This window comes from Mesorhizobium sp. M6A.T.Cr.TU.014.01.1.1, assembly GCF_004022765.1.
Taxonomy (GTDB): Bacteria; Pseudomonadota; Alphaproteobacteria; order Rhizobiales; family Rhizobiaceae; genus Mesorhizobium; species Mesorhizobium mediterraneum.
Window position 1 is genome coordinate 21,241 of the sequence record NZ_RZPG01000026.1, and the last position, 16,284, is coordinate 37,524.

At 62.1% G+C, this 16,284-nt stretch carries 7 protein-coding genes; 1 reads left to right on the forward strand and 6 read right to left on the reverse strand.

The genetic code is table 11. The features are described 5' to 3' along the window. Window positions 1-14: 14 nt before the first annotated feature. A complete protein-coding gene (locus tag EN885_RS25360) occupies window positions 15-701 on the reverse strand; it encodes a D-lyxose/D-mannose family sugar isomerase (protein ID WP_127206727.1) in 687 nt (228 codons plus the stop codon). Window positions 702-840: 139 nt separating this feature from the next. On the opposite strand from EN885_RS25360, the gene EN885_RS25365 reads away from it, so the two are divergent. Continuing rightward, complete coding sequence (locus tag EN885_RS25365; protein WP_128243916.1) at window positions 841-1,899, forward strand: D-TA family PLP-dependent enzyme; 1,059 nt, start codon at window positions 841-843, stop codon at window positions 1,897-1,899. 34 nt (window positions 1,900-1,933) lie between these two features. Here EN885_RS25365 and EN885_RS25370 read toward each other — a convergent pair whose 3' ends face one another. From EN885_RS25370 to EN885_RS25390, 5 genes are all read right to left on the reverse strand, one after another. Then, on the reverse strand, window positions 1,934-3,565 hold the full coding sequence (locus tag EN885_RS25370; protein ID WP_128243915.1) for a sulfotransferase: 1,632 nt from the start codon (window positions 3,563-3,565) through the stop codon (window positions 1,934-1,936). 56 nt (window positions 3,566-3,621) lie between these two features. Continuing rightward, entirely contained in the window at window positions 3,622-4,302 is a 681-nt protein-coding gene (locus tag EN885_RS25375) for an outer membrane beta-barrel protein (protein WP_095485704.1), read from the reverse strand. Between the two features lie 216 nt (window positions 4,303-4,518). Then, window positions 4,519-5,280, reverse strand: coding sequence for a heme ABC transporter permease (locus EN885_RS25380; protein ID WP_128243914.1), 762 nt, complete (start codon window positions 5,278-5,280; stop codon window positions 4,519-4,521). A 98-nt stretch (window positions 5,281-5,378) separates the two neighbouring features. Further along, window positions 5,379-7,151, reverse strand: a complete 1,773-nt coding sequence (locus EN885_RS25385) for a glucan ABC transporter ATP-binding protein/ permease (RefSeq protein WP_128243913.1) — start codon at window positions 7,149-7,151, stop codon at window positions 5,379-5,381. Between the two features lie 360 nt (window positions 7,152-7,511). Continuing rightward, window positions 7,512-16,073 (reverse strand): glucoamylase family protein, encoded by an 8,562-nt coding sequence (locus EN885_RS25390; RefSeq protein WP_128243912.1) that lies wholly within the window; start codon window positions 16,071-16,073, stop codon window positions 7,512-7,514. Window positions 16,074-16,284 lie beyond the last annotated feature (211 nt).

A 16,284-nucleotide genomic window follows, 5' to 3' on the forward strand; every position in this document is an offset into this window, starting at 1 on the left:
GCCATTGGGAAAAGCTACCCTACCCACTTCTCGTAGTCGGACACCAAGAGGTGCAGCGGCGCGACATCCTCGTCGATGTCTGCGAAGCGGCCGATCGGTTCGCGGAAGACATTGTCGGTAAGATCGTCGTTGACGGTCGACACCTCGCCGATCAGCACATCCTTGCCCTCGGCCCAGAAGGCGTGCCAGACGCCCGGCAGCAGCGTGACGCTCTGGCCTGGGTCGAGCTTCAGCAGCCCGCCCGCCGGCAGCCTGTGGATGGTTCCGTCGACAGGCACCGATACCTCGGCCTTCGGATCGATGCCGCCATCGCGATCATGCATGAACAGTTCCAGCACCAGTCTGCCGCCGCCACGGTTGATGATGTCTTCGGCCTTGATGTTGTGGCGATGCATTGGTGACAGCTGATCCTTGCGCGAGATCATGATCTTCTCGGCATAGAGCATGCCCATGCCCTTCTTCATGTCCTCGTAGCGACCGTTGCGAACGGTGAACAGGAAGAGGCCGAGTTCGCCAAACTTGCCCTGGCCGTAATCGGTGATGTCCCAGCCGAGCCGAGAGGAGAAGATGGCCGACGAATCCTGCCGGCGCGCCTTCATCTCTTCCGGCGACCAATAGGCGAAGGGCGGCATGATGTAGCCGAACGAACGGATGAAGGCATCGGCGTCGCGGATGATGTCGTTGACGGTGGAACGTTTCATGGTCGTGATCCTTCTTCAGGCGGCGCCTACAGCGCATAACCGAACACCGCTCCGGTGTCGACGCAAACCGCATGCTGGCCTCATGACATCCGGTTCGATCAAGGCCATAAGTCCAGGTAAATTCCTAGGGTGGCATTCCATGCTGAGCATAGACGACCTCGATACGCCGGCGATCCTGATCGACGTAGACCGCGCCGAAGCCAATATCGCACGGGCGCAGGCCCATGCCGACCGCCACAGGCTGAAGCTCAGGCCGCACATCAAGACCCACAAATTGCCTTACTGGGCAAAGAAGCAGATCGCAGCGGGTGCGGTCGGCATCACCTGCCAGAAGATCGGTGAGGCCGAGGTGATGGCCGATGCCGGCCTCACCGACATTTTTCTCCCTTACAACATTCTGGGCAAGGCCAAGCTGGAGCGCCTCAAGGCGCTGCACGGCCGTGTGACGCTGTCGGTGACGTCAGACAGCATGGAAACGCTTGCGGGTCTCGCCGCCACCTTCACCGATCCCGGCCAGCCGCTACAGGTGCTGGTGGAATGCGACACCGGCATGGGCCGCTGCGGCGTCCAGTCGGCCTGCGAGGCGGTCGCATTGGCCAGAGAGATCGACAAGGCCAAGGGGCTCGCCTTCGGCGGGCTGATGACCTATCCGGCGGCAGGCCGCGCTGCCGAGGCCGAGGCGTGGCTCGCCGATGCGCGCCAGGCGCTCGCCGCATCCGGTCTTGCCTGCGAACGCATCTCCAGCGGCGGCACACCGGATATGTGGCGCTCAAGCGAGGCTTCCGTCGTCACCGAGTACCGTCCCGGCACCTACATCTATCTCGACCGCTACCAGGTCGCCAAAGGCGTTGGAAGCCTCGACGATTGCGCGCTGACGGTGCTGTCGACGGTGGTCAGCCATCCGACGCCGACACGGGCCATCCTCGATGCCGGCAGCAAGGCCTTGTCGAGTGACACGCTGGGGCTGCCCGATTTCGGCGAATTGCTGGGCGTTCCGGGCGCCACCGTCACCGGCCTCAGCGAGGAACACGGCAACATCACGCTTTCCGGCGACGCCAGGCTGCATATCGGCGAGCGCGTGCGCGTCGTGCCCGACCATTGCTGTGTGGTCACCAACCTGTTCGACGAGGTGCATCTGGTCGACGGAGAACGGGTGCTGGAGACGCTGCCGGTGGCGGCACGCGGCCGCATGAGCTGAGATCGAGGCCGTTCGGACCGAACGACCGTTTGGATCAGGGTTGGACAAGCGGACCCAGCGCAGCCCTCAGCGGATCGAGGGCATCGCCGTACAGTTTCCAGCGCTCGACCGAGGACGAATAGATCGGCTGGCGTACCTGCCAGCGGCTCGGCGTGCGCACCGTGCGCTCGGTTTCGTGGAAACGAAGACACGCATCGTCCCATTCGACGGCAAGGAATCCGATCAATCCGCGGGCTTGGGTCTCGAAATCAGCCACCGTTTTTTCGTAGGGCATGTCGTGGATGGCAAGCGGCACGACCTTGGCCCAATGGCGCATCAGGCGATCATATTGCCGGTAATACTGCCCAAGCTTGGTCAGATCGGCATTGTAGCCGTGGGTATCGGAGAAATTGTGCATGAAACAGGACGTGCAATTGTCCATCGGGTCACGCCTGCAGTGGACGATGCGGGCATTCGGCAAAATCAGGCTGATGAAAGCCAGCAGCTCGAAATTATGCGGCATCTTGTCGACGACACACGCCGCCTTGCCGTTGCGCTTGTTGAGATGGTCGAGATATTTCGAGCCAAGCTCCCTCGCCTTCGCCGGTGTGAGCGCCTCCATGGCCTTGGCGAAAATCGCCGGATCAAGCTGGTCGAATCCAAGTTCGCCGGCCAATGAACGGATGGTCGGCAGTTCACCGGCACCATGGATATCGTGATGGCTGGCGCATATTTGCTCGGTCAACGTCGTTCCTGAACGTGGCATACCGACAATGAAGACCGGCCGTTCGGACGGATTGCCGAATTTTGGCCGCGCTTCGAAAAAACCGGCGTCGAAAGTCTCGATGAAACTGTCATAGAGCCGCGTGTGCAGGGCAATGTCGAAATCATTGCCGGAGATTGCCTTGGCCCGGGCGAAATGGTGGATAGCCAGGCGATACTCGCGCTGGTCGTTGAGGATTTTTCCGGCGGCGTGATGCAGGATAACCCGCTCGCGATCGGTGGTCATCGGCAGTTCGAGGCGGCCCCGCACCAAAGCCAGAGCTGGATCGCCCTTGACGGCCCGACGCGCGAGCGCCAGCCCGGACAGCGCCTCGACATTCGCCTTGTCGATGGCGATGGCGCGGCCAAAGCATTCGACCGCCTCGGCTTGCCGGCCCATGTCGGTGAGCAACTCGCCCATGCCGACAAGCGCTGTCAGCGACTGGCCGTCGACCGCCAGTGCACGGCGATAGAAAGCCTCGGCGATGTCGCCCTCGAGCTGGCTCCGGTAGGATTTGCCGAGATTGCATAAGGCCTCGACAAGCCGCCCGTCGAGCTCGATCGCTTTTTTCAGCTGTTTGCGCGCCTGCTCGATGTTGCCGACCAGGTTGTAGGCGTTGCCGAGATTGTTGCGGAAAATGGCGTTGCCCGGTTCGAGCTTGACCGCACGCTTCATAAAGTCGATGGCCGTCTCAATTCGTTGGGCCTCGATCGCCAGCGTACCCATCAGATTGAGCGCCATGGCATTTTTGGGCTGCCGGCGAAGCACGGTCTGATAGCAGAACTCGGCTTCGCGAAAGCGCTTACGGCGCTGCAGGTCGATACCGCGCTGCAACGTCTCCGGCGCCGACTCGCCGGCGGCCGGGAGAAAGTCCTGGACCATGGCCGGTAGACCGACAGGCTGCCGGCGTGGCAAGAGCGGCATGCTTCACCCCCAATCGCCTGCAACGGCAGTCAGCCTTCAGCAAGAATTCGAAGCAATCAGAATTTGAATGTAACGCCGAGCTGCAGATTGTGGGAATTCAACTTCCCGTCCGAGAATACAGCATCGCCTTCGCGGGAGGAATCGAAGTCGACGGCGGAGACGGCCTTGAACCTGTAGCCGAAATCGAGGTCGATATTCTGCGCCAGCGCGTAAGTGACGCCGGCTCCCACCTGGCCGGCAAAACCCCACCCACCAGATCCGTATCCATATTCGTGACCGCCCCAGGTTGTGTCGGCGGTCACATAGGCGGCGCCGATGCCGCCGCCGACATAGAGCTTGGCATCTCCAAAATGAGCAACGTCGGCCCAGACGTTAGCGAGCAGATAGGTGGCGGACAAATCGCCGTCAGCCGGATACCCGTGAAAGATACCCTCGTCATACGTACTCGCCTTGTATCGCGCATAGGACAGTTCGCCTTCGACGCGGAACACATCGTTGAGCCGCTTACCGACGACGCCGCCGATCACGAAGCCGGTGTCGAAGTCCATCGAAAAGTCATTGTTGTAGGTGTCGGAATGCGTTTTCACGTCATTCGGAAAGCTGGCGCCACCAAACAGTGTGACATACCAGAGATCCTGGGCCGCCGGAACTTCGACCGCCGCGTCGGCGGCATTGGCTGAGTTCCAGCCAAGCGTCAAGGCTATTGCGGAGACACCGGCAAGCAGACGCACTTTCATCGACAAAATCCCCCACGACAATTAACAGGCAAATATAATGCATCACTTCCGGTGCATGGCTTAGCTGTCAACAGTGAAAACGGGGTGGGATCGAGGTTATAGAGATCGCTGTTGCAGCATTGCAACATGCCTACTTCGGCCAGTCACAGACAATGTTGACGGCAGACACGTGGTTGTCGGCGAATTAGAGTGAAATGACGGCCAAGTCAGGCGCCTCTAATGGTGTTTATCGGCCTGCCGGGCCGCAACGCGGCGCATGGAAATGACACGGCGACGTCGGATTTCCGTGCGCATCGCCATCAGATGCAGCGCGAAGAACAGCACGGTAAAGCCCAGAGCCATCACCAGCAACGGCCGCAACAGGCTGGGATCGATGGTCGGCCCGCCGAGCCGGAACACCGAAGCCGGCTGATGCAGCGTGTTCCACCAGTCGACCGAGAATTTGATGATCGGGATGTTGATGAAGCCGACCAGGGTGATGATTGCGGCGGCCCAGGCGGCGCGCGCCGCATCGTCGAGTGCCCGCGTCAGCGCGATGATGCCGAGATACATCAGGAACAGCACGAAGACCGAGGTCAGCCGCGCATCCCACACCCACCAGGTGCCCCACATCGGCTTGCCCCAGATCGAACCGGTGATCAGCGCGAGCGCTGTAAAGACGGCGCCGATGGGTGCCGCCGACTTCAGCGCGACATCGGCCAGCGGATGGCGCCATACCAGCGTGCCCAACGCGGCAACCGCCATCAGCGTGAAACACATCATGGCCAGCCAGGCGAAGGGCACATGGATATACATGATGCGCACGGTGATGCCTTGCTGGAAATCATCCGGCGCCGTGAAGCTCATATAGAGCCCGGCAGCCAGGAGGAGTGTGGCGATGGTCGCCAGCCATGGCACCACCCTATCGGCCAACCCGACAAATCGCGTCGGGTTGGCGAAATCCATCCAGCCGCTGAGGCGTGAAGTCAGGTCACTCATGCGGCTTTACATAAACCGGCGACGCGTTTGGGGCAATCGAGCGGTGGTGTCGCAGGCGGGGCTTTCCCTTCTCCCACAGGTGGGAGAAGGGAAAGAACTCAGGCGGCCTCGTCCGTGATGGTGCGGCTGAGGCGGCGGACTTCCTCGTCGTTGAGCAGGCCGCCGGCTCGCAGCAGGCTGGCGAAGCGGCCATTGCGCATCGACAATTCGGCAAACCCGCCCATTTCGACCACCTTGCCCTTGTCCATGAATACGACCAGATCGGCATCGCGAACGGTGGTCAGGCGGTGGGCGATGATGAAGGTGGTGCGGCCGCGCCGCAATTCATCGATCGCCTCCTTGACGCGGTCTTCCGTCTCGACATCGAGCGCGCTGGTCGCTTCGTCGAGCACCAGGATGGGCGAATCCTTCAGCACGGCGCGCGCGATCGCGATACGCTGGCGCTCGCCGCCCGAAAGCTGTCCGCCGCGTTCGCCGACGACCGTGTCATAGCCATTGCTCTTCGACAGGATGAAATCCTGCGCGGCAGCAGCATTGGCGGCGGCGTGGACCTCATCATAGGTCGCCTCGGCGCGCCCGACGCGGATATTGTCCTCGATCGAGCGGTTGAGCAGGCCCGCATCCTGGAACACGGTGGCGATCGAGTGGCGCAGCGACTTGCGGGTCACCGTGCGGGTATCGATGCCGTCGATCAGGATACGGCCGCTGGACGGCGCAAAGACGCGCTGCAAAAGATTGATGAGCGTGGTCTTGCCTGCGCCCGTCGGACCGACGATGGCCACGGTCTGGCCGGCACGGACCTCGAACGACACATCGTTCACGCCCTGGCCCGAATTGGCGAATTCGAAGCTGACGTTTTCGAAACGCACATGACCGGTGACGTTGCCGAGGTCGCGCAACCCGTCCGGCTCGGCGGCGTCGGCCGCGGAGTCCTCAAGGCGATAAAATTCCTCGAGCTTGGCCCTGGCTTCCGAAATCTGGTTGGCGAAGGCCGACATCTGGTCGAGCCGGGCAATCAGCAGCGTGGCAAAGCCGGTAAAGGCAATGACGTCACCGATACGCAATTGGCCATGCATGACCAGATAGGAGCCGATCAACAGCACGACCATCATCGAAATGGTCGACGACAAGCGGTGCAGAGCATTGGCCAATGCCCACCAGTCAAGCACCGGATATTGGGCATCAAGCAGATTCTTGACATAACGCTTCAAGGCGTCGGTCTCGTGGCCGATGCGATTGTAGCTCTGCAGCACGGCGACATTGCTGACCGAGTCGCTCACATGCGCGAACACCTTGTGAAAGTGCCGCTCCACGGACGCTTGGCCTTCCTTGGTACGACGCATCACCAGCCGCCCGATTCCGACGTAGAGCGCGCCCAGCGCCAGCAGGACCATCGACATGCGAATATCCATGCTGATCGCCGTCGGCACCAGCAGAACCAGCGCGACAACAGTGGACAAATGCTGCCTCATGAACTCGAGCCAGAGGCTGAACAAGGTCTCGACCGCGCGCAGAAGCGTATGCAGGGAATTGGAGGTGCCGCGCTGATGATGCCAAGCAAGCGGCATGGTGATCACGCGCTCGAATGACTGGCAAAGGACCTCGCTGCGCCGCGCATGGGCAAAGCGGTCCGCGCCGCGCGCCACCAGAACGAAGGCGACGACGTTGAAGACGCCGATACCGGCCCATACGCCGAGCGTCGAAAAGACCGAGCCGCCGTCCGAAATAGCATCGATCACCCGTCCGAACATGATCGGCTCAAGGATGGCGATAATGGCAAGCGCGATGTTCGCTCCGCAGATAAACGCCACGCGTTTCCGGTCGGCAGCGAGATAACCGAGCGCTCTCCAGTAGATTTGCAGAAGGGACACTTCAGCTACTCCGGCAAATTGTTATTGTGCACTGCATCATTTTCTGACTCGTACCTGTTGACGTGTCGCGAAACAATGCTCGTGTACCCCTTCAGTTCCCAATTCGCGAACAAAAGATGGCGACGCTGCGAAATCTGTCGTGATCACCTAACAGTTTGAGAAAAAAGGTAAAATGTCAGCCTTACGGCAAAATCATGGCAGGCTGCAAGCACTGCCGCAATTTTAATCAGCAAATGGTTATGTACGAGTTTCTAAAGCCTGCATCGGCTTTTCGGAAAGCTGATGCGCTGTAGAATTGCCAGAACATCCTTAAACAACGCCCGTCCCCAAGACGTGTAAAGACGCTCAAAATCCTTGAAACTACGCCGGTATCCTGACGACCACCTCGGCCTTGTCGCCGGCTTTCGGTTCGAAAGACGAAGCCTTCGTCTTTTTACCATCTACCTCAAGCGAGATGGCTTTGACCTTGGCGTCGCGGACAACGCGAACCCTGATCTCGGCCCCCAGCACCTTGAGGGTTGCCGCATAACCGTCCCAATGGCTGGGGAGTTTCGGCTTGAACTGGATGCGCGCTCCCCTGCGCTCAATGCCGAGGATGCCTTCGACCGCCGCGCGATAAAGCCAGCCGGCCGAGCCGGTATACCAGGTCCAGCCGCCGCGGCCGCCCTTGCCTTGCCCGGCATAGACATCGGCCGCAACGACGTAAGGCTCGACGCGGTAGTGCTCGGCAGCGGCCTCGTCGAGCGCGTGGTTGACCGGGTTGAGCATCGAGAAACAACGGTAGGCGTCGTCGGTGCGCCCCATTTCGGCGAGCGCAATGACGAACCATGACGCCGCATGGGTGTACTGGCCACCGTTTTCACGAACACCCGGCGGGTAGCTCTTGATGTAGCCCGGGTCCTTTTCCGTCTTGGAGAAGGGCGGGGTGAAAAGCTTGACGATCTTGAGCTCGTCGTCGACGAGCATTTTCATCGCCTGCTGCATCGCCGTCGTCGACCGCGCCGGATCGCCCTCGCCCGACAGCACACTCCACGACTGGGCAATCGAGTCGATCTTGCACTCCTGTGAACCGCGCGACCCCAGCGGCGTGCCGTCGTCGAAGCTGCCGCGACGATACCATTCACCATCCCAGGCCGTGCTTTCCAGCGCCCGCTTCAGCACGTCTGCGTGTTTTGTCCAGGCCTGCGCGCGCTTGGTGTCGCCTTCCGCCTTGGCGACAGGTGCAAAGTCGCCCAGCGTCTTCAGCAGGAACCAGCCCAGCCAGACACTCTCGCCCTTGCCGTGCTCGCCGACACGGTTCATGCCGTCGTTCCAGTCGCCACCGAGGATCAGCGGTAGTCCGGCGGGGCTGCTGCGCTTGATGGCAAGGTCGAGTGCGCGCGCGCAATGATCATAGAGCGAAGCGGTCTTCTTCGATATCTCCGGGGTGAAGAAGGCATCGTGCTCGCCTTCTTCCAGCGGCGGCCCGTCGATGAAGGGCAGTTGTTCCCTGAGGATCGCGGTGTCGCCGGTCACCTGCAAGTAGTGCGCCGTGGCATGGGCGAGCCAGACCACGTCGTCGGAAATCATGGTGCGGACGCCTGCCTCGGTGCGCGGCAGCCACCAGTGCTGCACATCGCCTTCGGGGAATTGCCGCCGCGCCGCGTTGAGTATCTGGTCGCGCGCCAGTTTCGGATCATGGACAAGCAGGGCCAGCGTGTCCTGCAACTGATCGCGGAAGCCAAAGGCGCCGCTCGCCTGGTAAAAGGCGGAGCGGGCGCGGATGCGGCAGGCAAGGCTCTGATAGGGCAGCCAGTGGTTGACCATGGCGTCGAGCGCCTTGTCCGGCGTCTCGACCTGGATGGTGTCGAGAAACCCTCGCCACGTGCGTTCATTGTCAGCCAGCCGCTGATCGAAATCCTTGCTGCTATGGTGCTGCACCAGGGCGCTGGCTTCCTCGGCAGAGGCTGCATCGCCAAGCAGCCAGAGCAGCGTCACGTCGCCGCCGGCAGGAATGTCGATGTCGCGTGCAATCGCAGCACAAGGATCGTCGCCGGCTTCGACGCGGCCCGTCAGGCTGGCGCCGTTGAGCACGGCATGCGGAAGTTCGCTGGTGCCGTGCCGGCCGATGAACTCGCCGCGATCGGCCGTCACCGAATGTGCCGCGCTGTCGGCGGCCAGGAAGGCGACCCGCTCGCTGAAGTCGAGCCCGTAGGGATTTTGCGCCAGCAACGCGCCCGTCGCAGCATCTCTGGACGGAACGATGGTCGCCGCCGTACGCGAACGATGGCTGCCAAGGACCCATTCCGCATAGGCATAGACGCGCAGGCGCGCCGGCACCGAACCGGTATTCTGGATGCGCAATCGGGAGATTTTCACCGGATCGACAGGATCAACCACATGGGTAAGATCCATCGACAACGGCCCGCGCGTCGAACGGAAGGTCGAAAAACCCTGCCCATGCCATGTCTCGTAGGTCATGGCGGGATCGCGCACCACGGCGGCCAACGGCGAGAACGCCCGGCCGCTGGCATGATCGTAAATATAGATGCCCTCGCCGGGCCGGTTGGTGACCGGGTCGTTCGCCCAAGGCGTCAGTTGATAATCGCGGCTGTTTCGGCTCCAGGTGAAGGCAGCGCCTTCAGCCGAAACATGGAAACCGAACGAGGCGTTGGAGACGACGTTGATCCAGGGCTGCGGCGTCGTGCGCCGCCCAGCAAGGCGCACGACATAGTGGCGTCCGTCGCCCTCGAAGCCGCCAAAACCGTTCCACTGGTTGAGCCCGCTGCCGTCGGCACTGCCTTCGGTCGAAGCCTGAGCAGCCCATGTCTGTAGCGCCGGCGGAGACGGTTCACGAAGCGCTGGTGCACCCGCCGGCTGCAAGGCGTCCCGCGCTTGCAGCGCAGCGGCCTCGGCGCGCTCGATCTGATCGAAGATGGTGCCGTTGCGCGTGTGCAGGACGACGCGGGCGACGGCGAGCAGCGTCTTGTAGGTCGTCTCGTCCATCAGATCGCGGCGCACCGCGAAGATGTGCTGGCGGGGTCCAAGCTCCTTGCCGCGCAGGCGGCTGTTTTCGCACAGCGTCTCGACCGCCCGTTGCAGGTCCTGCACGTAGGATGAAGCCTGCTCGTTGACCACGACGAAGTCGATCATCATGCCGCGGGCGCGCATATATTCCTGGAAGCGGAGCGCCTGGGCGACGATTTCGAGGTCGGCGACATCGCCGATCCTGACCAGGAAAATCGGAAAGTCACCGGATATGCTGGTCGGCCACAGGCCCGACTGCTTACCAAGCCCGGAAGCGATCGATTCGGCCGGAAGGCGTAAGAACGGATCAGGATAGATCAGATAGCGCGCCAGATTCTGCACGTTGGCGGCATCGGCGAGGCTGAGACCGAGATGACGGGTCTGGACCTGCGAGCGGGTCCAGGCGAGCATCGCCTGGCGGGCGAAGGCTTCCGGATGATCGAGCCGCGCAATGGCGTCTTCGAGTTCGGCACGGTTGGCGCCGACGGCCGTCCAGAAGGTCAGCGAGATCTTCTTGTTGGCCGGCACGCGCACCTGCCGGCGAAGCGCTGCGATTGGATCCAGCGTGAAGCCGGAATGGCCTCCAAGCTTGGCGCCGGGATCGAAGGCGGCAGCTTCGACAATGGTGCGGCCGCGGCCGATAAAAGCGCGCCGGTCGGTTTCGGCCTCGGCGTCGCGCGTCGATCCGGACGGGTCGGTGACGAAATGCACCAGGGTGACGTCAGGCTCGTCCGTTTCCCGCTTGCGTCTTGTGGCGAAGATTGCCCCGTTATTCGCAGCGATTTCGGTTTCCACGAACATTTTCGAGAAGGCCGGATGCGCGTTATCGGATGCCTCTGAGCCCAGCACCAGTTCGGCAAAGGAGGTCACTTCGATATGCCGGTCGACCGGGCCGTCATTGTAGAGCGTCACCCGCCGGCCTTCGCCGTTTCCTTCCGAGATGACGATGCATTCAACTTCCGAACGCAGTGATCCCACCGATTTGACGAAGCTCGCCTTGTCGTCCGAAAAAAGCGTCTGCACCTCTTCGTGGGTGGCACGCTTCGGCTCGGCGGTGGCCGACCACCAGTCGCCGGTGCCGGCGTCGCGCAGGAAGATATAGGAGCCAAGCCGATCCTCGGTCGGATCCGGCTGCCAGCGCGTGATCGCAAGCTCGCCCCAGCGGCTGTAGCCGGAGCCGGTCGCGGTGACCATGACCGAGTAGCGGCCATTGGACATGACGCTGGTCGAACGCAGCGCCTTGAGCGGGTTGAGCACGATGCGCGTATCGGGGCTCTCGACTTCCGTTTCGTCCTTCGATCGTTCGTCGGCCTCGGTCCTGACGGTGGCGGTCGGGATGTCGCGCGGCGCCCTTTCCTGCAGCAGCAGTTCGGCCGACTCGATGACCGGATCACTGTGGAAGCGGTCGCGCAGGCGTCCCTCGAAGATGGCGTCGGCGACGGCGGCGATCGACATGCCGGAATGGTGGGCCATGTAGTTCAGCACGACGACGTGGTCGGTGCCCTCCGGCACGCGCTGCGGCGTGAAGTCGACCGCATCGTAGAAGCCGTGCCGGCCAAGGGCGCCGATCTGCCTCAGCCTGGCCAGGTTCTGCACCGATTCACGCGGGGTGAACTGTGCCGCCAGCACGGTTGCATAAGGCGCGATCACCGTGTTCTGGCCAAGACCTCGCTTCAGGCCGAGCCCAGGCACGCCGAAATTGGTATATTGGTAGGTCAGTTCGCGGTCGCGGGCGTTGTAGGCCGCTTCCGAAATCCCCCAGGGCACGTTCTTCGAGCGGCCGTACTGGATCTGGCGCTTGATGATGAGCTTGCTGGTCTGGTTGAGGATCGAGCCTTGCGGCTCCTTCATCACCAACGGCGGCATCAGATACTCGAACATCGAGCCGGACCAGGACATCAGCGCGCCCTTGAACCCGATCTCGACAATCGGCCGGCCGAGATGGAACCAGTGCTCGGTCGGCAGATCGCCCTTGGCGATGGCGAACAGGCTGGTCAGCCGCGCCTCGGACGCCAGGAGGTCGTAGCAGCTTTCGTCGAGCTGATGCTCCTCGACCCGATAACCGATCGACAGGAGCTTGCGTTCCGGCCGCATAAGGAAGGAGAAATCCATCTCGAAGGCGAAGCGGCGCGTGCGCTCGCGCAACGAAAGAAGCTTGGCCCGCAAGGCTCCGATGGCATTGTCGTCGCTGTGCGCGTCATGGACATGCGCCTCGCAGGTGGCTTCCAGCCTTGCCGCCCAGTCGGCGATGGTGTCGCTCTGTGTCGATGCGGCCTCGGTATGGATGGCGATGGCGAGCTTGCGGATCTCGCCGGCCAGAACGGCCAGGTTTATGGTCCGGATCGACGCCATCTCGGGCTGCGCTTTGACCGATTCGACCGCCCGCCGCATGCCGTCAAGGCGATCGGCGAGCCGCTGGCGCAACGGCCGCAATTGGCGGCGGTCGTCAGGCAACTCCGCCAGGCTTTCGTCGAGGATCGTCACCGTATCGAGGATACCTTCGAAGTCGCCCTGAAGGTGGACTGCAGGCGCTTCCGCCCATTCGGCGCAGGCTGCCGCCACCGCCACCAGATGGCCTGCGAGATTGCCGCTATCGACTGCGGAAATGTAGAGCGGATAGAGCGGCTTCAGCGTCGTCGTGTCATACCAGTTGAAGAGATGGCCGCGCTCACGCGGCATGCTCTCGATGGTCGACATCGTGGCGTCGATGCGGGTGGCGGCGTCGGACAGGCTGATCCAGCCGAAATCGCGCGCCGAAATCACCGACAGGAGATAGACGCCGATATTGGTCGGCGAGGTGCGGGGCGCAACGACTGGCGCCGGACTTTCCTGGAAATTGTCCGGCGGCAGATTGTGATGCTCGGCCGTCACGAAGGTCTCGAAATAGTGCCATGTGCGCCGCGCAACCGTGCGCAGCGCATGGATGTCGGCCGCCGATATGCGCAAACGGTCCTCGGTTTCGGCCGAGCGGCTGATCCAGAAGGCGAAGGCCGGCGAGCCGATCCAGAACAGCGCGAAGAAGAAGGCGACGAAAGCTCCGGTGGAATCGGCCAGAACCGGGATGGCAAGGCCGACGACGCCGATAATCACCGCGCCATACATCATGCCGTAATAGGAGCCGAGATCGTTGTCGCCGTTCTTGTGCGCCTGCGAGGCAGTGCGCCATTCGAGCAGGTTCTGCCGACTGACGAACAAGCGGTAGAGCGTGCGGATGATAGCGTCGCCCATCATCCACGCCAGATGCGCCATCAGCACGATCTTCAGAGCCACCAGGGCGGTGCCGAAGACAACATCGCGTGCCAGTGCCGAGAAATGGCCGCGCGGTGTCTGGTCGCCGCTTTTCGGCAGGATGGCGTGGATGATGTCGAACGTTGGCGCCATGAACAATGTGAGGATCAGCAGCGCCTGCCATTGCGCGGCCTGTGTGAAGGGCAGCAGCGTCCAGCCGGCGATCGCCGCCATCACCCAGAAGATCGGCGTCAGCGAGCGGCGCAGATTGTCGACCATCTTCCAGCGCGACAGCGCCGGCACGCCGGAGCGTGGATCGAAAAGGAAACCCAGAAGCTGCCAGTCGCCGCGTGCCCAGCGATGGTGGCGCGACGCGTCGACCGAATAGCGGGTCGGATAGTCCTCGACCAGTTCGACGTCCGTGACCAGCGCCGCGCGTGCCAAGGCGCCTTCGAGCAGATCGTGGCTGAGGATGGTATTTTCGTCGATGCGGCCCTTCAGCGCCGCTTCGAAGGCGTCGACATGATAGAGACCCTTGCCGGTGAAAGAGCCGTCACCGAAGACATCCTGGTAGATGTCCGAGACAGCAAAGACGTAAGGATCGAGGCCGCGATTGGCGGAAAACACCCGCTGGAAGAAGGATGCGTCGTCGCCGCTGGTCAGCGAGGCGGTGATGCGCGGCTGCAGGATGGTGTAGCCGGCGGTGACAAGGCGCTTTGCCGCATCGAAATGCGGGCGGTTGAGCGGATGGCAAAGCTTGCCAACCAAACTGGCGACGGCATCGCGGGTGGTGCGCGTGTCGGCGTCCAGCGTCATCACATGGATGACGCTATCCGGCAACGGCACATCCAGCGGCAAAAACGTGGTGTCGCTATCACCGCGCAGCAGAAGATTCAGTTCGTGCAGCTTGCCGCGCTTGCGTTCCCAGCCCATCCAGACGCCCTGGGATTCATTGTAGAGCCGCCGGCGGTGCAGAACGTAGAAACGCGGCGCGCCTTCGCTGGGATAGCGGGCGTTCAACCGCGCGATCTCGTCGCGAGCATATTGGAGGATCTCAATATCCGCGGCATCGATTTCGGTCTTCGAGTCCGGCCAGTCCGAAAGCAGAGCGAAATGGATTTCGTCAGCCGTGTTGGCCAGGTGATGCACTTCGATGTTGCGGATGTTTTCTTCGACGTCGTCGCGTGAGCCGATCAGCGACGGCACTACCACCAGTGTGCGAGCCTCGGGCGGCATGCCGCGTCTGTAGTCATAGCCGACAAGGCGCGTCGGCTTGAGGAACAACGATACGACGGTGTTGAAGAAGGCAAGCGCGCCTTCGCTGGCCGGCACGGCAAACAGCGCCAGCATCAAGACGATCGACGGCACGGACAGGCCAAGATTGGCAAGGGCGTTGCCTGAGAGGACCAGCAGCAGCACCGTCAGCGCGAACACCGGTACGACAATGCCCAGCCATCCGGTCTTGCGGAACGCCCGTTTGGTCGTGACGCTGATGGTCGGCCGATAGCCGATCGCCTTTTCCAGTTCCAGCCGGCGCGGGCCGACCAGAAAGAAGCCGACGTCGGTGTGAGCGGTTGGACCGGTGCCGGTGGTATCGGCGACAGCGGCATGGCCGGCAAGTTCGATCGCCTTTTCGGCGACGCGGAATTCGGAACGATCGGAGCGACGCGCCAATTCCTCGATCGCGGTCCGGTACTGGTCGCGCGAGAAGAAATCGAGCGCGGCGAAATCGGTGCGCTCGCGCAGCAAGGTATCGATGCGGCTGACACCTTCGAACCAAACCGTCCAGTCGATATCGTTGATGAGTCTGAGGCCGCGGATGATGTTACCGGTGGTTACATTGCCGCCGGACAGCGTGCGATGCTCGCTGATGATGATTTCCTCGGCATCGGAGCCGGACTTTTCAAGCTCGCCCTCCAGCCATTCCAGCGCCCTGCCGGCATTTTGCGACCCGTCGCGCAGGCGGTAGAGCAATTGTGTGGCGAAGGTGGTGTCCTGCGCATGGGCGACGTAGTTCGACAGGATCGCCTGACGGTCGGCGTTGTCGTCGATCGCCAGCACGCGGTCGGCGACCTCGTTGGCAATCTGACGCATCTGCCGGGTACGGTTGACCCGGACCGCGATCCGGCGAAGATTTTCGATCAGAACGAAGCGCAGCAGTGATGGCAGCGCCCACAGCTCGCCGATCTTCAGTGGCTCGACGGACTGAAAGCCTTCGACGATCGCCTTGAACATGGTCGCCGAAACGGAACTGTCGGAATGCGCGACATAGGTCCAGGCCAGCGCAAGCGCGCGCGGCACGCTGGCGCCGTCGGACAGCTTCAGGGTCGGCAACTGCCGATAGAAACGGCGCGGCAGGTCGCGCTTGACCTGAAAGATGGTTTCCTCAACCAGATAGTTGTTGTCGAGCAGCCATTGCGCCGCCGGCGTGATCGTCTCGCCCTTCGCCTGCGCGGCATTGGTCGAGCGGTAGACTTCGAGGATCTTGCTGGCACTGTCGCGGACGCGTGGCTGGAAATCGAACGGCTCCAGGCCGAACAGATCCTTGACGTCGCCCTCGGCAAGGCTTGTACCCAGCGTGCGCAGGCGCTCTTCCGGCAGGAAATTGGAGCGTATCGGCTCTTCGGTGATGGCCGGGAAGCCCGCGCTCGTCTTTTCCATTTGGGTGGAGTTCGTCTGGATATTCATTGAAAATTCCGCATGGGGGGACGCATAGCGGCGTCACCGCCACGGCAATGTCCCTAAAACCGATTCAAATGCAATTGGTTGCATTGAAACACAGGCCGAAAGTTTGTTTTCGCACTACAACTTTCAGACGATCACCCCTTCGCTTCCGCCGAGACCTGATCGAAGGAAGGATTCGGGCTTTTTCGTGATGTGGGCTTGAGCTTACGGCATA